Source organism: Lysinibacillus sp. FSL K6-0057 (assembly GCF_038630885.1).
GTDB classification, from domain to species: domain Bacteria; phylum Bacillota; class Bacilli; order Bacillales_A; family Planococcaceae; genus Lysinibacillus; species Lysinibacillus fusiformis_F.
This window is the reverse complement of sequence record NZ_CP152047.1, coordinates 955982-977773: the sequence shown is the minus strand read 5'-3', so window position 1 is coordinate 977773 and position 21792 is coordinate 955982. Positions and strand designations below refer to the sequence as shown.

At 38.0% G+C, this 21792-nt stretch carries 20 protein-coding genes; 2 read left to right on the top strand and 18 right to left on the bottom strand.

Going from position 1 to position 21792, the window contains the following annotated elements; genetic code table 11:
* Positions 1-7: 7 nt before the first annotated feature.
* Positions 8-967, bottom strand: coding sequence for a nitronate monooxygenase family protein (locus tag MHB40_RS04515; RefSeq protein ID WP_342534041.1), 960 nt, complete (start codon positions 965-967; stop codon positions 8-10).
* 145 nt (positions 968-1112) lie between these two features.
* Here MHB40_RS04515 and MHB40_RS04510 point away from each other — a divergent pair, with 145 nt between their 5' ends.
* Positions 1113-2582 (top strand): aminotransferase class I/II-fold pyridoxal phosphate-dependent enzyme, encoded by a 1470-nt coding sequence (locus MHB40_RS04510; protein WP_205441695.1) that lies wholly within the window; start codon positions 1113-1115, stop codon positions 2580-2582.
* 255 nt (positions 2583-2837) lie between these two features.
* Positions 2838-3434 (top strand): class I SAM-dependent methyltransferase, encoded by a 597-nt coding sequence (locus MHB40_RS04505; RefSeq protein ID WP_342534040.1) that lies wholly within the window; start codon positions 2838-2840, stop codon positions 3432-3434.
* A 320-nt stretch (positions 3435-3754) separates the two neighbouring features.
* Here the strand turns inward: MHB40_RS04505 and MHB40_RS04500 are convergent, their stop codons facing one another.
* The 17 genes from MHB40_RS04500 to pdhA form a co-directional block, all read right to left on the bottom strand.
* Positions 3755-4978 carry an IS110 family transposase gene (locus MHB40_RS04500; protein WP_342440652.1) on the bottom strand — a complete coding sequence of 408 codons (1224 nt, stop codon included), beginning with the start codon at positions 4976-4978 and terminating at the stop codon, positions 3755-3757.
* 557 nt (positions 4979-5535) lie between these two features.
* Entirely contained in the window at positions 5536-6873 is a 1338-nt protein-coding gene (locus MHB40_RS04495; protein ID WP_342534039.1) for an IS4 family transposase, read from the bottom strand.
* A gap of 497 nt (positions 6874-7370) precedes the next feature.
* Positions 7371-8048, bottom strand: coding sequence for an LrgB family protein (locus MHB40_RS04490; protein WP_342534038.1), 678 nt, complete (start codon positions 8046-8048; stop codon positions 7371-7373).
* Positions 8041-8487: a CidA/LrgA family protein gene (locus tag MHB40_RS04485; protein WP_342534037.1), complete on the bottom strand. Its 447-nt coding sequence runs from the start codon at positions 8485-8487 to the stop codon at positions 8041-8043. The genes MHB40_RS04490 and MHB40_RS04485 overlap by 8 nt, the downstream gene beginning before the upstream one ends.
* Positions 8488-8683: 196 nt before the next feature.
* Positions 8684-9466 (bottom strand): SDR family oxidoreductase, encoded by a 783-nt coding sequence (locus MHB40_RS04480; protein ID WP_342534036.1) that lies wholly within the window; start codon positions 9464-9466, stop codon positions 8684-8686.
* A 247-nt stretch (positions 9467-9713) separates the two neighbouring features.
* Positions 9714-10526, bottom strand: coding sequence for an ABC transporter ATP-binding protein (locus MHB40_RS04475; RefSeq protein ID WP_342534035.1), 813 nt, complete (start codon positions 10524-10526; stop codon positions 9714-9716).
* Positions 10523-11524, bottom strand: coding sequence for an iron ABC transporter permease (locus MHB40_RS04470; RefSeq protein WP_205441677.1), 1002 nt, complete (start codon positions 11522-11524; stop codon positions 10523-10525). The genes MHB40_RS04475 and MHB40_RS04470 overlap by 4 nt, the downstream gene beginning before the upstream one ends.
* Before the next feature lie 14 nt (positions 11525-11538).
* Positions 11539-12687, bottom strand: coding sequence for an ABC transporter substrate-binding protein (locus MHB40_RS04465; RefSeq protein ID WP_342534034.1), 1149 nt, complete (start codon positions 12685-12687; stop codon positions 11539-11541).
* Complete coding sequence (locus MHB40_RS04460; protein WP_205441673.1) at positions 12684-13286, bottom strand: hypothetical protein; 603 nt, start codon at positions 13284-13286, stop codon at positions 12684-12686. The genes MHB40_RS04465 and MHB40_RS04460 overlap by 4 nt, the downstream gene beginning before the upstream one ends.
* On the bottom strand, positions 13283-13915 hold the full coding sequence (locus MHB40_RS04455) for a hypothetical protein (protein ID WP_342534033.1): 633 nt from the start codon (positions 13913-13915) through the stop codon (positions 13283-13285). The genes MHB40_RS04460 and MHB40_RS04455 overlap by 4 nt, the downstream gene beginning before the upstream one ends.
* A gap of 190 nt (positions 13916-14105) precedes the next feature.
* Complete coding sequence (locus tag MHB40_RS04450; protein ID WP_342534032.1) at positions 14106-14714, bottom strand: hypothetical protein; 609 nt, start codon at positions 14712-14714, stop codon at positions 14106-14108.
* Positions 14714-15340: a phosphate starvation-inducible protein PhoH gene (locus tag MHB40_RS04445; RefSeq protein WP_342534031.1), complete on the bottom strand. Its 627-nt coding sequence runs from the start codon at positions 15338-15340 to the stop codon at positions 14714-14716. Before MHB40_RS04445 ends, MHB40_RS04450 begins: the two co-directional genes overlap by 1 nt.
* Before the next feature lie 427 nt (positions 15341-15767).
* Positions 15768-16655, bottom strand: a complete 888-nt coding sequence (locus tag MHB40_RS04440; RefSeq protein WP_342534030.1) for a LysR family transcriptional regulator — start codon at positions 16653-16655, stop codon at positions 15768-15770.
* 213 nt (positions 16656-16868) lie between these two features.
* The gene (gene lpdA / locus MHB40_RS04435; RefSeq protein ID WP_004224738.1) at positions 16869-18284 is read right to left on the bottom strand and encodes a dihydrolipoyl dehydrogenase; all 1416 of its coding nucleotides are present in this window, start codon (positions 18282-18284) and stop codon (positions 16869-16871) included.
* A gap of 5 nt (positions 18285-18289) precedes the next feature.
* A complete protein-coding gene (locus tag MHB40_RS04430) occupies positions 18290-19627 on the bottom strand; it encodes a dihydrolipoamide acetyltransferase family protein (RefSeq protein ID WP_342534029.1) in 1338 nt (445 codons plus the stop codon).
* Positions 19628-19674: 47 nt separating this feature from the next.
* Positions 19675-20652 carry an alpha-ketoacid dehydrogenase subunit beta gene (locus MHB40_RS04425; protein WP_004224734.1) on the bottom strand — a complete coding sequence of 326 codons (978 nt, stop codon included), beginning with the start codon at positions 20650-20652 and terminating at the stop codon, positions 19675-19677.
* A 3-nt stretch (positions 20653-20655) separates the two neighbouring features.
* Positions 20656-21771, bottom strand: a complete 1116-nt coding sequence (gene pdhA, locus MHB40_RS04420) for a pyruvate dehydrogenase (acetyl-transferring) E1 component subunit alpha (RefSeq protein ID WP_205441659.1) — start codon at positions 21769-21771, stop codon at positions 20656-20658.
* Positions 21772-21792 lie beyond the last annotated feature (21 nt).

The window sequence follows — 21792 nt, the reverse complement described above, 5'->3', positions numbered from 1 at the left end:
CTTTACGTTATTGCCCCCATTTTAACCGTATACTTTCAGCTTCTGCAACCATTCGCTTGATGAGGTCTTCAACGGTTGGGATATCGTGAATCATTCCTGTTACCTGCCCAGCCCAGCCAAAGCCCTGATTCTTATCACCGTCATAAATAAAACGCTTGTTGGCTGAACCACTTATATATTCTTTCAACGCCTCATATGTTGGTGTTTTTTCTTCAATTTCTAAAATCTTAGCCGTAAATTCATTGCGTAAAGCTCGAGCTGGTGCACCAATAGAACGCTTAATAATGGTTGTATCGGCCTCCGTGCTTGCAAGTAGCGCCTCTTTATAAGCCTCTGAAGCATCGACACATTCTCGTGTTGCTATAAAACGAGTGCCCATTTCAATGCCTTCAGCTCCCAGCGCGTGAGCCGCCATCCAGCCCCGACCATCGCCAATTCCTCCAGAAGCAATGACAGGAATTTTCACACTATCAGCTACTTGAGGAACAAGTACCATTGTACCTACATCATCACGTCCCAAATGACCGCCGCCCTCTTGACCCACAACCATCACAGCATCTGCTCCTAGCTGCTCAGCCTTTTGAGCTTGTCTACGAGCAGCTACAAGGACTAATTTTTTTATGTCCGTGCCTGCCAGCAAATCAAATATAGGTGCTGGATTTCCTCCCGTCATTGTTACAACAGGAACTTTTTCTTCGACAGCAACACGCACCATATCCTCATAGCCTGTACCATGCATACCAATCGCAAAATTCACACCAAATGGTTTATCAGTCAATGTTCGTACTTTATGGATCTCTGCTCGTAACAAATCGGGATCTCGTAAACTCATGGCCGTTATTTGACCTAGACCACCAGCATTCGACACAGCTGCTGCTAAATCAGCGTAGGCTAAATAAGCCAATCCTCCTTGAATAATTGGGTATTTAACCTGTAAAAGATCCGTCACCCGTGTATTCCAATTCATAGTACCTCCCCTTTCGTTCAATACTATTTTCTCGATATCCTGAAAAAAATCCTTTTATTTTTTAGGAAAAGCCTATTTTTTCGTGTCGTTAGGTGCTATAATTCATTTGTTTTCTTAGATATTATAAAGTGAGGTGGTACCTGCGTTGTCACAATTAGAGACTCCATTGTTCGACGTATTACTAAAACATCGGAACAGACATCCCATTCAGTTCCATATTCCAGGCCATAAGAAAGGGCAAGGAATGGATCCTGCTTTCCGAGAATTCGTCGGCGACAACGTTTTATCAATTGATTTAATTAATATTGCTCCACTAGACGATTTACATTCACCAAAGGGTGCTATAAAAGAAGCCCAAAACCTAGCAGCTGAAGCCTTTGGTGCTGATCATACATTCTTTTCCGTTCAAGGTACTAGTGGCGCCATCATGACGATGATTCTGACCGTCGTCGGTCCAGGTGATAAAATTCTAGTGCCACGGAATGTTCATAAATCTATTATGTCAGCGATCGTATTCGCTGGTGCCATTCCAATTTTTATTCATCCTGAAGTCGACAGCGAATATGGGATTTCGCATGGCATATCTCCAGAAGCTGTTGAAAAAGCGTTGAATGCTTATCCAGATACAAAGGCAGTACTTGTGATTAATCCGACATATTTTGGCTTTACTGCTGATTTAAAACGTATTGTTGAGATTGCTCATGACCGTAATATTCCGGTAGTAGTAGATGAAGCACACGGTGTACACATAAAATTCCATGATGACTTACCATATTCAGCTATGGAAGCAGGTGCTGACATGGCAGCAACAAGCGTACACAAGCTTGGTGGCTCCATGACACAAACGTCTATTTTAAATGTACGTGAAGGTCTTGTTTCTGCAAAACGTGTACAAGCTGTATTTTCTATGTTAACAACTACATCGACATCCTATCCATTACTTGCTTCACTTGACACAGCTCGACGTCAGCTAGCCATTCATGGATACGATTTAATCGACGATGCACTGCGTTTAGCAAAGGATGCTCGTAAACGTATCAATCAAATACCGCATTTAAAATGTGCAGGTAAGGAAAAATTACACTCATCTGCGACCTATGATATGGATCCATTAAAACTTCTTATTAGTGTGAAAGATTTAGGTATTTCTGGTCATCGAGCTGAGGAATGGTTGCGTCATAATGCAAATATTGAAGTAGAATTGTCAGACCTTTATAATATCTTATGTTTAGTGACTTTAGGAGATACAAAAAAGGAAATTAATCTTTTAGTGAATGCACTAACTCGTATGTCAAAAGCATTTGATTCTGAAGCAGCTATAACAGAGGCTGTAGTGAATGTACCAGAAATTCCAGCACTTGCCATGTCACCACGTGATGCTTTTTATGCAGATACAGAAGTCGTGCCTCTTGCAGAAGCAGATAACTGTATTTGTGCAGAATTTATTATGGTATATCCTCCTGGAATTCCTATTTTTATTCCCGGGGAAATAATTACACAAGAAAATATTCATTATATTCAAATGAATATTGAAGCAGGTTTACCAGTTCAAGGACCAGAAGATACAACATTAAAAACAATTCGTGTTATCAAAGAACGTAAGCCAATTTTCTAAAAAATCCAAGCTAGCTCTTCAATAAAAAGGGCTAGCTTTTTCATTTATAAAACATAGAAGTGAGTAGATCTGAATATGGAAATTATACTCACAAAAAACCTTTTCGTTCTGTGTGAATTGAGGTTATTCTCTCCATTACATAATAGATAGTAATTGAATAGTATGTGAGAATTTATTTATTTCATTTTCACAACGATTAGTTGCTTTTACAATATCTCTACTATTATCTACAATAAAGAAAAGGGAGTGAGCTAAATGAATACATGGGATCAACGTTTTCAAGGTACAGAATATGTTTATGGAGAACATCCAAATGCCTTTATTCAAGATTATGTATATTATTTGAAGGATTACCCTACTATCGCTGCTTATGCAGAAGGTGAAGGACGTAATGCTGTTTTTTTAGCCTCAGAGGGACATACTGTCACTGCCTATGATTATGCACAAAGCGGTCTTCAAAAAACTGAACAATTAGCATTGAAACACGATGTTACAGTTCAAACTGTGCTAGCCGATTTACTGCTGGATGAGCTTCCTGTGAATAAATATGATGCAGCTATTATGGTATTTGGACATTTTCCAGTCATGCAACAACGAACTGTTATACAAAAAATTATCGATTCAGTCAAACCAGGAGGACGAATCATGATGGAGTTATATTCCATTTATCAACTCCCGTATGCCTCAGGTGGTCCACAGCAGCTTGATTTTTTATATAACCCTTTAAATGTCCTGGAATGGTGTCAAACACATAAAATAATCCATTTTTTTACAGGTGAACAGATTCGACATGAAGGAACGCTACACACAGGACTAGCCCATACCATTCAATTGGTTATTGAAAAAAGCTAAAGAGGCTGGGACAAAAAGAAAAAATGTTAGACCAAGATATAATTGGTCTAACATTTTTTTTGATTTAGGAAGGCATATTTAACTTCTTAAAGTGAAAAAGCTAATAACCATTTTTATTGTTTTTCAATATAATTGAGTTCTGTCCCAGCCTCTTTCTTACGATTAGTCAACTTTATTTAATGAATAATTTATATTTTTATGAGTGTGAAGTGGTGAGGGATATCCCTCACCACTTCACACTCATTTTTAGATACGCCAAAAAGACCTGACGATTTTTATTTTTTTCGAAAGGTCATTATGATATAGTTCTATGTAGGTGATTACGATTTCTGAGCTGGTAGTGCGGACTCATAATCGTAAAGAATGCCACGCGTCAGTAACTGAAATGTCACTTTCAGAAACTTATTGATGCAGGCGATGATCGCAACCTTATGAGGCTTCCTCTGAGGTTGCTTTTTTAATTTGTAGTAATAGTCCACAAAATGATTCGGTTTTCCTTTAGCCATAAGCATGGCGCACACCATAAAATATAAAATCTTTCGTAAATGTTTGTTTCCTCGTTTATTAATTCTGTCTCGATATTGCATATTCCCAGACTGGTACCGCATAATATCAATGCCTGCGTAAGCGTTCAGTTGTTTCGCATTTTGAAAGCGGTGGATGTCACCAATCTCTCCAATTAATCGGCACGCCGTTGAATCGCCAATTCCAGGAATCGATCGAAATACTAGATATTCTTTTCGTCCTTCCGACAATTCCACCATCTGTTTCACAAGCGTATCTTTCTTCTCTTGTAAATCCGCAATGCGAGCTGCGTAATCTCGTGCTTGATCACAACGAATATCTGTTGGTTTAATCGCGGGGTAACTATTTTCAGCTGCTTCTAATAATGTAATAGCTTTAGCCTCCGCACGCATTAGCGAGAGGTTTTTTCGCGTATTGGCCTTTAAACGATTTTTAATCATCGTTTTTGAATGGGCTTGTAAAAGTGCGGGGTGTGGATAGAGTTGTACAATATTTAAAAATAGTGCTGAACTCGGTGTAATCAGCTTTTCTAATTCTGGAAAACTCAGCTGTAAAATGGCATGCATTCTACTTTTGAGTAAAATGATTTCTTCATCAATTTCATCGTAGTAACGAGTCAGTGCACGCATCTGTTCATAATAATCGTCTTGTATGTACGTTATTTCGCGTTCCATTTTAAAATGAGTCTTCGCAAGTTCATGGGCATCACTAATATCGGTTTTATGACGACGCATCGTTGCCATCTGTAAATTCGCTTCAAGTGGATTCATGCGGCAGTATGCGTAGCCGTAATCTTTGAAAAATGCTTCGATAGGTTTTGAATAGGTACCTGTTGCTTCAAATACGATAGCTGGTGCTTGTCCATCTTGTTTTGACATCTCTACTATTCGTTCGTGTAATCGCTCAAAATCACCGCGTGTATGAAGTAGCACACCTTCGAATTCACATTGGCGGTGACCATCATAAATCGCAACAGTACTTTTTCCTTTACTGACATCTAACGCAATGACATGTTTCATCTCATTCTTCTCCTTTTGACCAATCATAGAAGCCTTCACAGTACCTTATCGATTCCACTTTCTTATACACGATCTCTTGGACCCAACATACTAAACTGATTCATATAAGGGCATGAAGTTAGCCGGTTTAATATACGGACTCACAAATGGTCCCAGAGGCTGGTCGGCTTTTCCTCACTTCTACTATAAAAAAATAGTAGCACAAACCATGGCCTTGGTTTGTACTACTAATGTTAGTATGTTTTTATTGTTGAAAAACAAAACTGTCAATTGAAAGGTAGAAATGGATTTCCGTTGCAGGCTACTTGCTTTCCTGTGGGCGAGCGCCGAATCGCTTCCTCCGCTACCGCTCCGTGCAGGGCTTCGCCTGTCTCGCTATCCCACGGGAGTCAAGTAGCCATAGCCGTGTCCTTAAGAAAATATCAGACATCCTATGCCAGATTTTCGTGTGTTTATCTTCTGTTTAAAATGGGTATTACACAAGGAGTGAGGGAAAAATGGCCTCACTAAATAAACTATACAAATTATCCATCCAAATATTGGGTTTACATCGACTTTTAAGAAGTTTTGCGTTTTTTACACTTTAGGCAAAATGACGAAACGTTTCGGGTGAGCGTATCGAAATAGACATATAGCTGTTTTTTCGAATGCCACATACTTTTTAAAAGTCGATTTATTTGTTTCGCAATCAACCGGACCGTCTTTCTTTCACTAATCCTCCGTTTTCTTGTCACCCACAGATCATTTCTCATCATTCCCATGATCATTTCAGTCAATAAAAGCACAATACTTTGAAGATAGAAATGACATAACCATCGTTCAATCTTCACCTTCTTCATCTTATCGACTTCTAAATCTGATTTCCATGTTTTAAATAAGAGCTCGATTTGCCAGCGTAATCGGTAAAGTTCATGAATTTCACTTGCTGGCATATCCTCTGGTACATTTGTTAAATAGATGACCACTCCAGGTATTTGTTCTACTTCATTTTTATGGACTTGCCCTTGTTTCTTTTGACGTCTTCTTTTTTCCCGCTTGTGTAGCTCTTTTTCCTGTTCCTCTGAGAGGCGATAGAGAATACAACGTGCAGGCATTTTTTCGTGTCGTCCTACAAATAATTGGGACCACTCTTTGTATTCGCCACGTACCATATCTAATGCGATTTCTTCTAAATGAATTTGTTTGTAACGGCGACTTTCAATCAATTTCCCATTTGGATGACGAGGTGGATGACTTACTTCGACAAACAATTGCGTATCTTTTTTCGTTTTTGTGATATAGAAAGCACCTTTTGCGTGCACCTTTTTAAAAAAATCGAATTGAAAATAGCCTAAATCCTGTAGAACCAGTTCTCTCTCCTGAATCAAAGGTAATCGCGTCATTCCTGCTGGATTATCGGCATCACGTCCGTTCATTAAATCAAAATAAAGTAGCTGTTGGGTTAAATAATCAAACTCCACTTGCACTTTAACAGACGAACAATGGACACCCTGAAAATTTCCCTGATAGGCATCTGGCAATTTGATCGTTGTGCTATCTAAAATACGTATTCGAGTAAATGTGTATCCCGTTAGCTTGGGGAAGGCGAGTTGAAGCTGCGTTTTGAATAATCGTCCAAAAATGGTTTCCAAAAAAGTAACAGCCCGTTCATCAAAGCGTTTATTAAGAGCCGATTTCGTCATAAATATATCCTGCTCCGCCAAGTCCGTACAAAGCGTTTCAAGCGAATCACTGATAATCTCACTCTTTTTCAAAAACAGAAAGTGTAAAAATTGTGCCGCACTAAACGAACGCTCGCGTTGAATAAAACCCGATAATCTACCCACCTCTTTTACTTCATTTTTCCCAAGTATCTGAAAAAGTGGCGCAAGTAATTGAATATTTTCTGGTTTCATTTTGCTGGACCTCCTTTATCAAGTGTACTTATCTATACCTTGATAAGAGAAATATGAACCAACGAATAAAGGAAATCACTAAGGACACGGCTATGGTCAAGTAGCCCTCCACTCCAACCCACTAACTTTTTAGCAAAGGCGTTCACTACTCATTTTTTGAGGGGTGTCGTAACGAATCACTTCTCCACATTGAAAATAAGAGCTTATCCCCCCTAAGAATACAGATATTGGGCTATTTGATTGCTATGCTAGTATGAAAAAAGTAAAGACACTTTGCAGAATGGTTGATTGGAGTGGAGCCAGCGTCACTCCTAGGGGATTTAGCGTCACAGAGGAGACCCTGGAGCGAACGCTAGTGAGTGAAGCGGCTCATCGGACGCCCCCTGGAAAGGACGCTGGCGGAACGGAAATCAACCCCTCGCCTTGCAAAGTTGCTTTTTCTGCCGTTGACATCATCTTTTTTCAACAACTCCTTTTTACACGAAGCGACAATTGTATTATAAAAATAAATATACAAATAAAGGGCAGAAGAATGCTCCGATAACAGCCGTTAAGCCCATTGATAAGGAACCAACTGATAATTCCTGTTCCCCATATTCTCTTAATTTTACAAGACCTACACCATGTGAAGCACTACCTACTGCCACACCTCTACTAACAGCAGAGTCGATTTTGCCATACTTAATGACTAATGGTCCGATAATGGCCCCTACAAACCCTGCAATCATGACGAAAACAGCTGTTAAAGGGGGGATGCCACCAATCGTTTCGCTCACTTGCATCCCAACAGGCGTTGTTAACGATTTAGGTAAGGCCGTCAGCATCCAGCTAGATGTTACACCAATCCATTTTAGTAACACAAAAATGGTCACCAAGCCTGTTATCATGCCGATTAAAAGCCCTGATAAAATAGAATACTTATATTTCATAATAATGGCTCGTTGATTATAGAGAGGATATGCAAGTGCCACAACAGCTGGCCCAAGCATTTTCTGAAGCCATTCTCCACCTTCCATATAAGTTGTATATGGAATATCAAAAACAAGTAAGATCACTGCACTGACAATCGTAGTGGTGACCAAAGGAATCATGATAGGATGAGGAAATCGTTGATAGAGCTTTGTAAATAAAATGAACAGGATAATGGTGCTAAGAACAACAAGTACTTCAATCAACAGTTAACTCCCCCTTCCCTTCTTCCACCGTAGTTTTCGAGCTTTCTTTTTTCGCTATTTCTCTTTTTTCAATGAGTTGTGTCAGCAATCCCGTAACATAGATAGAGATTAACGTACTAACAATAACTGCTAAAATAATAAGCAGACCAGTGATTGTCATGAGTTCTGGGTAATCAATAACACCTACAGTTGCTGGAATGAAAAACAACGTTAAGATACCAATTAAAAAGCCCGCTCCATCTTGTATATATTCGACCTTAATTATTTTAAAATTGAGTGAAAGTGCTAATAACAGTAATCCAATGACGCTTCCAGGAAGAGGAATGTGCAAATAAGAAACAATGCCTACCCCCATATAATAGAAAATAGTAAGTATGCCAATTTGAACAATAATCCGAACAACTCGTAACAACAATGCAGCAAAATTTTCGTTCAACATTTCGCCACTTTTCACCCCCTATATCGTTCATTCTACATCTGCGGGAATTTTCTGTCTATTATAATTTTAGAAAAACAATAGAAAAGAAGAAAGCGCAGAGCTTTCTTCATAATCAATAAGATACATATAGAGATTGTCTTATCATATTTTAATTCGCAATCATTAAAATTTCTTTTCTTCAAAAATATTAGCCTCTTTATAATGCGTGACCAGAGCCACCATCAATATTAACAGCAGTTCCTGTAACATAACTTGCCGCATCAGATACTAAAAAAGTGATAACGTTTGCGGCTTCTTGCGTATCACCTACACGACCAAGTGGAATAGCTTGCCCCACTTTACGAGAATATTCTTCCCACGATAAATTTGGTTCTTCCTTTTTCCATTTCTTTTCGATTTGATCACTACGAATAAGTCCTATACATACAGAGTTTACTCGAATATTATCCTTCCCTAAATCCTTGCTCATCGCTTTTGTCAACGCAAGCCCTGCAGCACGACTCACAGTAGTAGGAAGTGAGCTTGCAGGTGGAGTTTTAGCCATCACGGCTGTCACATTAACGATTGCACCGCCCCCAACCTTACGCATATATGGCGCAGCATATTTTGAACAATGAATAGCTCCAAATACCTTTAAATCTAAATCTGCTTGCCACAGTTCACTACTCACCGATTCAAAGGGATTTGCTGAAGCTGTACCCGCATTATTAATAAGTATATCAACACGTCCATAATGTTCGACAGTACGCTCAATTAGATACTTACAATCTTTTTCTTTTGTAATATCAGTTGGAACAATTAAAACATCTACGCCTGTTTCATTTTTTATACATCCAGCAGCCACTTGCAGCTGTTTTTCCCCACGTGCGCATAGAACAACCTGTGCCCCCTCTTTGACAAGCTGCATGGCCGTGTAATAGCCAATTCCTTTACTCGATCCTGTTATAATTGCTACTTTCCCTGTTAAATTAAGCTCCATTATGAAATCCTCCCTTACTTTCTACAATGCTATCATTATAGCATTTATCGATTATTCAGAATAATCAAAGGAGCTTGTAAATGATAGAAATAATATTTGAAGCCAATACCACTACCAAATCTTTCCCATCAATAATTGCTTACCATTTTCTTTGTAACCTTTTATGTTGCTGACTCACGCATCAAGCAAATACGGTAAAAAAGCATGTAGTTAGAAAACAACTACATGCTGACTATCATTTTCGTTCTTATTTTTCTGCACCTAATGCACGTGGCACCATCGTTTCTACTACATAATTCTCTTCCTCATATAGTATTTTTTTTAGCTCTATACCAAAAAACGACTGCATTCTCTCCTCTGTCATTATTTCATGTACAGTACCATATACAACATCCTTATCCTTTGCCGTCATCAGAACCCGATCAGCTAAATAAAAGGCATGATTAGGATAATGCGTGTTAATAATACAAGAAATGCCACGCTCTCTTGCTAATTGCTTAATTGTTTGTAAAATAATAATTTGTTTTTGAATATCCAAATGGGACTCGGGTTCATCTAAAATAAGTATTTCTGGATCGGCAACCAATGTACGTGCTATTAAAGCTAATTGCAACTCCCCACCACTTACCTCATTACATGATTTTTTGGCTAAATGGACAATACCAATTGTATCTAGTGCCAAATGTGCCGCTTCTAAATCTTTTTTTGATGGTTGGGCTAATGTACTAATAAAAGGGGCTCGTCCCATTACAACAAGCTCTTCTATTGTAAAACCAAATACCATTTTATGAGCTTGCGGTACATAGCCAATACGTTGCCAAAGCTCCTTACGCTTGACAGTAGACAATGGCTTGCCATCTATATAGGTTTCTCCCTGCTTCCACTCTAGTAACCCTGTAATACATTTAAGCATTGTTGTCTTTCCAGCACCATTAGGACCAAGAATAGCCATAATCTGTCCTGGTTCCAGTGTAAAATTAATATTGTTCATATAAAGATTTTGAGATTTCTTATGACGCTTTTCATAATAAAAATTGCCATTTTTCACTTCAATTATCACGCCCATCCACCTCCAGATTTACGCAGTAAATAAGCAAAGAATGGTGCGCCTATAATCGCTGTTAAAATGGATAAAGGTATTTCTGTTGCTGTTATAGAACGTGCTAAATTATCAATTACTAACAAATACATACTTCCTATAGCAATCGACATTGGTAGTACATGCTGATTATTATTCCCCACAAGCATACGAGCAACATGTGGAATAATTAAACCAACCCAGCCAACAATTCCTGCAACCGCAACAGATACCGCAGTAATCAATGTAGCACCGAAGATAATCATCCATTTTAAAGGAACTACGGAAATTCCCATTGATTTTGCCTCATCCTCTGGGAGGGTTAAAATATTTAATCGCCACCTTAGGAAATAAAGTATTAACATACCGATAATAATCAATGGTCCGCCTATATATAAATCTTTATAAGTAACTGTTCCTAAGCTTCCCATCAGCCAATAGGTAATGGCAGGTAGCTTTTCTTCTGGATCAGCTACAAACTTAGTTAACGAAATAAGCGCATTAAACAGTGCCGATGTAATAACACCCGCTAAGACAAACATAAATATAGGGGCATTTTTGCGTGCGCCGGCAATTAAAAATGTAAAGCCAATGGCACCTAATCCAAAAAGCAATGCCATTATCTGTGTAGCAAAATTTTGCCCAAACAATAATATTCCAAGAGAAGCACCAAAGCCAGCCCCCGCAGAAACACCTAAAATATCTGGTGATACTAGGGGATTACCAAACATTCCTTGAAAGCTAGCACCTGCAATAGCCAAACCTCCACCAATTAACAATGCGAGAAGAATACGTGGCAAGCGAATATTGATAATAACCGTTTCTTCCATCTCTGTCCATGTCGGTTCTATAGGGAAAATCTGTGAAGCAAGAATTTTTAATATCTGCTCGATGCCAACTTCAAAGCGTCCTACACCAAGGGAAATGATGGCAATTACCAGGGGTAGGAACCATATAATAATCTTTTTCCAGTTTTGCATTTACCAATCATTCCTTAATATTTAGCTGCTTCTGATGATGGATTTAAAATAGCTTGAATATCTTCATCTGTCACATCAAATTCATAAAAATCTTTGTAATATGCTTTAATTTCGTCTTCTATTTTATAATCAAATAATGTAGGATGATTTTTTTGCGCTAACCACTTTAACATTAATGGGGCGTCACCACTAGGTGGGAACCAACGATAAATCCCTAATGGTATCTTATAAACTTTACCCTCCTGTACTGCCTTTACCTGGCTCCAATCCTGTCCATCTACCTTGTTTTCAAGTAGATCAGCTGGTTGTGTTTCTGTAAAATTGGTAATAAAAATAATATCAGGATTCCAAGCATAAATTTGCTCCATATTCACTTCTTTTTGCCCTTGTATATCATTTTCAGCTACATCAATTGCTCCAGTCGCATTGAGCCATTGGTTACCAAAGAAGTTTTTCCCTCCAATTGTAATCGACTTTTCATTATGTCTAAACAACATCATTGCACGAGGCTTGTCTTTTTCTTCGATTGCTTTTAATTTTTCATCTAATTGAGCTTGTACTTTTTTCCCTTCCTCTAGGAAGCGATTGGCACGTTCTGTTGTACCAGTTATTTGGCTTGTTACTTCTAACCAACTATTAAATGTAGCTAACGGCTCTGCCGCAGCCGCATCAATTGCCTTGAGTGCCACTACTGGAATGCCTGCTTCTGTTACTTTATTAATCGATTTCTCATCTGTTGCAATCTCAATATATAATTGTGGATTTACTTTCATTAATTCTTCGACATTGACTTCGCCATTCTGAATAAATGACGTATCAGCCTTTAAAACATCTGGAGACATTTTACCTAGCATCGAATGTTTTGCTGCATTATACGAATTTGGATGCATACCAACAATTTCCTTTGTAGAATTTGTTGCTACATACCAAGTAGAGAAGTATGGAAGAATGCCTCCCGTTACAACACGCTCAATCGAGTTTGGTACTGTTACTTCACGTCCTAATTGGTCAACTACAAGCTTTTCTTCCTTAGTCGTTTGCAACTCTGATGATTGTTCCTCCACCTGAGGCTCAGTTTTATTTTGCGTCTCTTCTTTGTTATTATTACAAGCTGCCAACAACATTGTTAGTGCTGCAGCAGCGACAAGTCCATACTTTTTCAATGTTTTTCTTCCTCTCTTAACCATTTTGCAATCCCATGTAAAAACGGCTTTGATTGATCAATAAAACCTAATCCGATATGAAACATCGGATCAAGTGTAGTGACAACTAGTTCTCCATTAAAGCTCACATTATCCACATAAAATAACGATCGTCCATTTGGAATATCTAATAACGATTGCGCTCCTTGTGGCGGTAAAAAAGAACCGTGATAATGCCATTTCATATCATGTAATGTGACGTATTTGAAAAGTGGATGCACATTATTTTGCATTTTCATCGGTAAATCACCGCCATCTCTCACCCACCAACTAAAATTGACTTCAGAATCTTCCCAATCAATTGTCGGAAACCAGCAATCCAATATTTCACCAAAAATAATCAGTCTTTTGCCAGCATTAATAAATTTCAGTAATTGTGACTGATACCGTTTTAAAGAACGGATATCTAAGCGACAAGATAGAATAAGTGTGTCATACTTTGTTAAATCATATTGATGCAAGTGGCGAATATGTAGCACTTCATCATATAAATAATGAAATTCTTGCTCTGCAAAAAAACGATTTTGAAATGGTAAGCCATTCGTCACAATCCCTATCATTCGCCCATACCTCCACTTGCATAATTGCGGTTAGCTTCCTCACGAATACAATCTAGCATTTGCATACTAAGCTTTTTCGATGTATTTTCTTCATTAATAAAAACCTTGTAAATATCGGTGCCTGCTCCTGCAAAAATGGTGCCATTTGTTGAATGTCGGTCAACATAAAGTATTGGTACACCGCTTTGATCTGTAATTAACACTTCCGCATGTGCGGGTACTTTTTCAAAATACCCACGAGAAAAGAAGCCCCGTACACCTTTTCGATAATTAATATCATAGGGCTCTATCCCTTTAAATAAAGAACAATTAGATTGCTCAATCATAATTTCACGATCTTTCAATGGAATAGGAGAGCGCTTCCAATTAGCTACATTCGCTAACCATGGCAAGGATATTTCTGTCAGTGAAAAGATCACACCACCCTGTAGCAAATATTCATCTAAAATCGTTTTATGTTCTAGTAGAAATTGTTCTTCTACATGATTTGTGATAATTATTCCTGCATAGGCAGTTAAATCGACAGAGGGTAAATCATATAAATATAAAAATACTAAGCCACGTTCACGATCCTCATCTGTTATTCGAGTAAATTGAATATCAATGCCAACATAAGCAATAGGTTCCACTAGTTCTCCTACTTTCTTTTATCTAAAAATTTCCTTATCAAAGACGAGAAATTTCAAATTTAGTCCAATATCCACAAGTTTGTTTTTTCTACACTATGTACGGCAATCTTTCCTGTCAAAGCCTTGAACCAACATACTGCTTGCGTCTCAAATAGAGCTATTAGTAATCATTTTGCGCATTTAGCGTTCCTTATATCTGCCCTTTCTTTAGCCAAGGTAAAAATCCCTGTAAGAACCGTTCCGTTGCCGGCATAAAATAAGAGCCAAAATGATAATCTGGATCCAATGTTGTATTGACCCAAACCCCATTTGTGTTCACTCGATCAATATATAAAACGGCACCACCATCATCTGTCGATACTAATACTTCGCAGCTCTCACTTGGCCAGTACACACCATGTTGATGCCAAGTTGCATCCTCCAATGTAAGATAATTTTTAAATAAATCATGCGTTGCCTCTACTAAACGCAAGCCACTATCAGCATTAGGTTCTAGCCACCACCAAAAATTAGTTGGTCTGGATTCCCAGTTATGCATCGGCAACCAATCTCGATGCTGCGGGCCAAATGTGACCACTACTTTCCCTGTATTCGCAAAATCATAGATCTTTTGAATGTTTTTATCTAATAATCCTGTATGTGTTTGAGAAGGGATGATTAATACATCAAAAGCGTCTAAATTTTCTTCCTCTAACTGACGCACTGGAATCAATTGATCGATATACTGAGCGAATTCAGATGTCTTATATGTACGCCAATGTTGTGAACTACCACTATACATAACAGCTATTTTACGCACTACTTGACACTCCTTTCCGCTAAATACTTGTATTCTTCCTGTATCCATTGCATTAGCTGTGTAGGAATACGATTGGTCGTTTTTGATATTGACGGTGTCATGCCCCCAATATTAAAGAGATTATTACCTGCATGCATAAAAATGGTCCCATTTGTTGAGCTTCGATCAATAAATGTCACAGGCTCACCGTCTGGCAAAGTTAATAATATCTCTGCATCTGCTGGTGCTGGATGATGTCCACGAGCAAAAAACCCTTTCACACCTTTATTTATTGTCATATCTTCTTCCTTTACACCTGCAAAAATTCCGTGTTGTTTCGCAATAGAGATGTCATAATCCCAATGATTTCGAATCTCCTTTGCGATAAAAGCCTGCTGTCCTGGTAACCAATCTGTGACTAAGTTACCGAAGAAGCAAACAATCTTATTATTTGCCAAAAAATCAGCGATAATTTGTTTCTTTTCTTGCAAAAATTCTTGATCAACAAACCCTAAAATCACCATACATTTATAAGAAGATAGCTCAATATTCGGTAAATCATACATATCTACTATTTCAAAATTTTCATCTGCTTTGCCTTGAGAAAAAATATTACATGGATGAACTACAATATAATCTTTTGACATCTTCATACCTCCTTGCATTTCGAACTATATCATCACTGATAACGATTATCAATATCATGTAAGGTGTAGTATTTTAATTTTCTCTGACCGCTTATCAGTTTTTCTCAAATTATAAAAATCTCCAATTGTACTATTACATTTTCTTATAGAATGCTATAAACCTACAAATTAAGGATGATATTCTACTAAAAATGATCCTTGGAAGTCATCGCAGAAAAGCGATATAAATTCCTCCAAGTGCTACTATTTTGCTGACATAGAGGCTCAATTAAGATAAAAAAACCAAACAATGACGAAACAGTAAATAAAAGCTTCGTATATTGCTTGGATTAATTTAGAAAATATTTTATTTTAATGAATATAATGGTAAAAATAAGTATAATAGAAGAAACCCTATAAAGGATTTATCTACCTTTATAAGTTTAACTTACCTGACAGACTCCATCTTCAATTTCTTCTTTAGACGTTCACAAAATGCTTGTTCTTGCTCATTTAAAATTTGGTTACGGTTAAATACAATACCATTTTTTCGTTTAATAGATAGACCTTTCACATATTTAAACGTTAATTTATCTAAGCTATCCTCTATTGATTTATAAGGTAAAAAAGATACGCCCATACCCTGCTGTACAGCCTTTTTAATAATTTCAAAATTAGTCATCTGTATATAATAAACAGGTACTGCCTTCTGATGTAAAGCTTGTTTAATATGCTGATTCAAATAAGAACTTTGAGACAATAGCATCGATAGGTTTTTCAAATCTCTTGTATAAATGATTTGACGACTTGCTAAAGGATGATCATTTGTCATCACTAATACTAATTCTTCCTCAAATAAAATATCTATATCAAATGACTCGTGAACAATCGTATCAGCATCATAAATCGGCATCACGGCAAATTTGGCATGGTTTTCTACTAAACTACTTTTTAAATCTTCATAGCAATAGCTATTAATTTCATAGGGATATTGTTTATATGTGCTATTATTTTTATCAAATAGCTCGTCAAAAAAGCTATCGGCAATATAGTGACTTATATATAATTTGATATTTTCCTGTTGTGTCTGCTTTACTGCTCTTCGCAATTGTTGGTCCATTTCCTGCATTTTTTGCGCATAAGCCAACACAATTTCGCCTTGTGTAGTTAATTTAATTTGCCGTTGTTTCCTTGAGATTAGCTCGCAGCCTAATTCATTTTCCAATTGCTGAATATGCTGAGAAACTGTCGGTTGGGAACAAAACATATGCTTTGCTGTTTCAGTAAATGATTTGTGTTGTGCTAATAAAATAAATGTTCGATAGCGCTCATTCATCGTAACCCATTCCTTTATATATAATTGATAATTATTATCAATTATAATACTATCTTTTATGCATAAAGTAAAATGTAATATCTTTAGGGGCAACATCTTCAAGTTATTACCTTTTATTCAACGACAATCTGCATTTAATAAAACAATTGCTAATAAAAAAGGAGTGTAGATAAGCGAATGAACATCCGCTTTTTCTACACTCCTTTATTCATATTATTTTTTCGCTACAATGTGGATTGGGTTGCCAAGTAATACTTCAGCAGTTTCCATTGTAATTTCACCTAATGTTGGGTGAGCATGAATTGTTAAAGCGATATCTTCAGCAGTCATGCCGCCTTCAATCGCTAAGCCCATTTCAGCGATCATATCAGATGCACCAGCACCTACGATTTGAGCACCAATTAATAAACCATCTTCTTTACGAGCAACAAGCTTCACGAAACCTTCTGATTGGTTTAATGCAAGAGCACGACCGTTTGCTGCGAATGGGAACTTCGCTGCAGTGTATTCAATGCCTTCTGCTTTCGCTTGTTCTTCGTTGTAACCAACTGTCGCCATTTCTGGATCTGTGAAGCATACAGCAGGTACAGCAAGATAATCAACAACTGATTTTTCACCAGCAATCGCTTCAGCAGCAACTTTACCTTCGTAAGATGCTTTATGTGCAAGCTGAGGACCTGCAACAATATCACCAATTGCATAGATGTTTGGAATATTTGTACGACATTGTTTGTCAACATTGATTAGACCACGTTCACCGAATTCAACTCCGATTTCAGCAAGGCCCATTTCATCTGTATTTGGACGACGACCTACAGTAACTAATACATAATCAGCTTCAACTTTTTTCTCTTCTCCGCCAACTTCATAAGTTACGACTACGCCGTTTTCAGTTTCTTCAACGCCTTTTGCAGATGCGTTAACTTCAATTTCAACGCCTTTCTTTTTAAGGCCTTTTTTCACGATTTGCGTCATTTGTTTTTCGAAGCCAGCTAAAATATCTTTTCCGCCTTCAATAATTGTTACTTGAGAGCCAAGGTTTGCGTAAGCTGATCCTAGCTCTGTACCAATATAACCTCCACCGATAACAACTAATTTACCAGGAACTTCTTGTAAAGAAAGTGCACCAGTAGAATTTAGTACGCGATCAGTGAATTTGAATGTTGGAATTTCAACTGGACGAGAACCTGTTGCAATAATGACATTGTTAAATGTGTAAGTTTGAGCAGATTCACCATTGATGATACGCACTGAATGAGCGTCAACGAAATAAGCTTCACCTTGTACAATTTCAACTTTGTTGCCTTTAAGTAAGCCTTCAACACCGCCAGTTAATTTTTTAACAACGCTGTCTTTAAATGCTTGTGCTTTTGAGAAGTCTAATTTCACATCAGAAGCGATGATTCCCATGTCATCTGAATGTTTAGCTTGCTCAAAACGGTGACCTACTGAAATTAATGCTTTTGATGGAATACAACCTACGTTTAAGCACACACCACCAAGTACATTTTTTTCAACGATTGTTACTTTTTGGCCAGTTTGAGCTGCACGAATTGCTGCTACATATCCTCCAGGACCTGAACCAATGACAAGAGTATCTGTTTCGATTGGGAAATCTCCTACTACCATTTTTGTTACGCCTCCATTAATAATAATTCTGGCTCACTTAACAAACGCTTTAAGTGATTTAAAGCATTTTGCGCAGTGGCTCCATCGATCATACGATGATCAAAGCTCAATGATAATGCTAACACAGGTGCGGCTACAATTTCACCATTTTTTATTACAGGTTTTTCTGAAATTCGACCAATACCTAGAATTGCTACTTCAGGATGATTAATAACTGGTGTGAACCATTGTCCTCCTGCAGAGCCAATATTCGTAATGGACATAGAAGCACCTTTCATTTCATGTGGCGCTAGTTTGCCTTCACGGGCTTTCGTCGCTAACTCATTGATTTCATTAGACACTGCAAATACAGATTTACGATCTGCATGCTTAATAACTGGTACTAGTAAGCCTCTTTCCGTATCTGCTGCAATACCGATATTGTAGTAATGCTTTTGGATAATTTCTTGTGTCGCATCATCTAAAGAGCGGTTAAATTCTGGGAACTCGCGTAAAGTTGAAATAAGTGCTTTCACTACATATGGTAAGTATGTTAATTTAACACCTTTTTCAGCAGCGATATCTTTGAATTTTTTACGATGTGCTACAAGAGCCGTTACATCGACTTCATCCATAAGTGTAACATGAGGAGCCGTTTGTTTCGAGTGTACCATTGCTTTAGCAATCGCTTTTCGAATACCTGACATTTTCTCACGAGTCTCTGGGAAATCCCCTTCAAGAACTACTGGTGCTGCTGGTGTAGACGTTTCTTGTTGAACTGTTTCTTCTGATGTTTCGACATTTGTAGTTTCTACCTCTACAGTGCCTCCACCTTTTAAGAAGTTTTCAATATCTTCTTTTAAGATTCGACCGTTTTTACCTGTACCCTTCACTTCACGGATATTCACATCGTTATCACGGGCAAATTTACGTACAGAAGGCATTGCGATTACACGTTTTGTTTCATCAACAACTGTCTCCACTTTTTCTGGAGCTTTTTCTGGTGCCTTTTCCTCTTTAGCAGGAGCTTTCTCTACGTTCTGACCAGATTCAGCAGTTGCTTGAACTTGTGCCTCTGTTTTCGCTTCAGCATGATCGTCACCTTTTAGCTTTAAGTCTTCATAGCCAGGTGCATCCAATCGGATTAAGACATCGCCAACGACGGCAACTGTTCCTTCTCCTACTAAAACTTCCTCTACTGTTCCTTCAACTGGTGAAGGGATTTCTACTACCGCTTTATCATTTTGTACTTCACAAAGAATATCGTCTTCTTTTACTGTATCTCCAGCTTTAACGAACCATTTCACAATCTCGCCTTCGTGAATACCCTCGCCAATATCCGGTAATCTGAATTCAAATGCCATGTGTACCCATCCTTTCTATTTACTGTTGTTCAAGTTTAGAAGCTTTATTAGAATGTTAAAACTTTTTTCGCTGTTTCCATTACATCTTTGTAGTTTGGTAACCAAACACCTTCAGCTTGTGGGAATGGGTACACAGTATCTGGTGCAGCCACACGAAGAACAGGAGCCTCTAAGCTTAAAATTGCGCGCTCTGTAATTTCTGCTACTACGTTTGCAGCGATACCTGCTTGTTTTTGAGCTTCTTGGACAACGATTGCACGACCTGTTTTTTCAACTGATGCGATAATTGTTTCCACATCGATTGGTTGAATTGTACGTAAGTCAATTACTTCTACAGAATGTCCTTCTTTTTCTAGTTCTTCTGCAGCCTTTAAGCTTTCATGAACCATTAAACCGTAAGCAACGATTGTTAAATCAGTACCTTCACGTTTTACATCCGCTTTTCCTAGTGGAATTTCGTATGCTTCTTCAGGCACTTCTTCACGGAATGAACGGTATAATTTTAAATGTTCTAAGAAAATAACTGGGTTGTCATTACGAATAGAAGAAATAAGTAAACCTTTTGCATCATATGGTGTTGATGGAACAACAACTGTTAATCCTGGTTGTGCTGTCATTAAGCTTTCTAAGCTATCTGAGTGCATCTCAGGCGTATGCACACCACCACCAAATGGTGAACGGATTGTTACTGGTGCATTGTATACGCCACCACTACGGTAACTCATACGTGCTAATTGGCCACTGATTGAATCCATTACTTCATAAACGAAACCGAAGAATTGAATTTCAGGAACTGGACGGAATCCTTGAAGAGAAAGACCGACTGCTAAGCCACCAATACCTGATTCTGCTAATGGTGTATCAAAAACGCGGTCAACCCCAAATTCTTTTTGTAGGCCTTCTGTCGCGCGGAATACCCCACCGTTGACACCTACATCTTCCCCGAATACAAGAACGTTTTCATCATTCTTTAATTCTGTGCGAAGTGCATCTGTAATTGCTTGAATCATCGTCATTTGTGCCATAGGTTATTTCGACTCCTTCTCTTTATAGATTTCATACTGTTCTTTTAGATTAGATGGCATTTCGCCTTTATACATATTTTCCATTAACTCTGTTACTTTTTGTTTTGGAGCAGCATCTGCTTTTTTGATTGCTTCTTTAATTTCTTCTTTTGCTCGCTCAATTACTGCTTCTTCTTTCTTCTCATCCCATAAACCTTTTGCTTCTAGGTATTTACGGAAGCGAACTAGAGGATCTTTTTGAGCCCATTCATTATCTGTATCAGAAGTACGGTAACGAGTTGGGTCATCCCCAGCCATTGTATGAGGACCATAACGGTAACACATTGTTTCAATTAATGTTGGGCCTTCACCATTAACCGCGCGCTCACGAGCATCACGAGTTGCTACATAAACTGCAAGCGCATCCATTCCATCTACTAAAATACTTGGTAAGCCTGCTGCTACACCTTTTTGTGCAATTGTTTTAGCAGCTGTTTGTAATTCACGAGGTGTTGAGATTGCATATTGGTTATTTTGTACGATGAAGATTGCTGGAGATTTAAATGCACCTGCAAAGTTAATGCCTTCATAGAAGTCTCCTTGAGAAGAACCACCGTCACCTGTATAAGTTACTGCAACAGCTTTTTTCCCACGTTTTTTAATTCCAAGTGCTACCCCAGCAGCTTGAATATATTGCGCGCCGATAATAATTTGTGGAGCTAAAACGTTTACACCTTCAGGAACCTGATTCCCCATAAAGTGACCACGTGAGAATAAAAACGCTTTTTCAAGAGGTAAGCCATGCCATACAATTTGTGGTACATCACGGTAACCTGGTAAAATCCAATCTTCTTGTTCTAATGCAAAGTGAGAAGCAAGTTGTGAAGCTTCTTGACCAGCAGTCGGCGCATAGAAGCCTAAACGACCTTGACGGTTAAGTGAGATTGAACGTTGATCTAAAATACGTGTATAAACCATACGTGTCATTAGTTCAACTAGTTCCTCATCTGATAATTGTGGATCTGCCTCTTTATTTATGATTTCGCCTTCTTCATTCAAAATTTGAAACATTTCAAACTTATCTTCGATTTCAGTTAGCGTTTGTTTAGCATCAAAAATATTATTGTTTTTCTTGCTCATTTGTCACATCTCCCTTTCAGC

Bases quoted from the DNA above. Each gene is read 5' to 3' on its own strand.
- MHB40_RS04445 (WP_342534031.1), bottom strand. From the start codon at position 15,340: ATGTCAAAAGATTATATTGTAGTTCATCCATGTAATATTTTTTCTCAA.
- MHB40_RS04430 (WP_342534029.1), bottom strand. From the start codon at position 19,627: ATGGCATTTGAATTCAGATTACCGGATATTGGCGAGGGTATTCACGAA.
- MHB40_RS04500 (WP_342440652.1), bottom strand. From the start codon at position 4,978: ATGAAACATGTCATTGCGTTAGATGTCAGTAAAGGAAAAAGTACTGTT.
- MHB40_RS04425 (WP_004224734.1), bottom strand. From the start codon at position 20,652: ATGGCACAAATGACGATGATTCAAGCAATTACAGATGCACTTCGCACA.
- MHB40_RS04515 (WP_342534041.1), bottom strand. From the start codon at position 967: ATGAATTGGAATACACGGGTGACGGATCTTTTACAGGTTAAATACCCA.
- lpdA (WP_004224738.1), bottom strand. From the start codon at position 18,284: ATGGTAGTAGGAGATTTCCCAATCGAAACAGATACTCTTGTCATTGGT.
- MHB40_RS04470 (WP_205441677.1), bottom strand. From the start codon at position 11,524: ATGCAAAACTGGAAAAAGATTATTATATGGTTCCTACCCCTGGTAATT.
- MHB40_RS04480 (WP_342534036.1), bottom strand. From the start codon at position 9,466: ATGGAGCTTAATTTAACAGGGAAAGTAGCAATTATAACAGGATCGAGT.
- MHB40_RS04440 (WP_342534030.1), bottom strand. From the start codon at position 16,655: ATGAATGAGCGCTATCGAACATTTATTTTATTAGCACAACACAAATCA.
- MHB40_RS04460 (WP_205441673.1), bottom strand. From the start codon at position 13,286: ATGATAGGGATTGTGACGAATGGCTTACCATTTCAAAATCGTTTTTTT.
- MHB40_RS04505 (WP_342534040.1), top strand. From the start codon at position 2,838: ATGAATACATGGGATCAACGTTTTCAAGGTACAGAATATGTTTATGGA.
- MHB40_RS04495 (WP_342534039.1), bottom strand. From the start codon at position 6,873: ATGAAACCAGAAAATATTCAATTACTTGCGCCACTTTTTCAGATACTT.
- MHB40_RS04485 (WP_342534037.1), bottom strand. From the start codon at position 8,487: ATGTTGAACGAAAATTTTGCTGCATTGTTGTTACGAGTTGTTCGGATT.
- pdhA (WP_205441659.1), bottom strand. From the start codon at position 21,771: ATGAGCAAGAAAAACAATAATATTTTTGATGCTAAACAAACGCTAACT.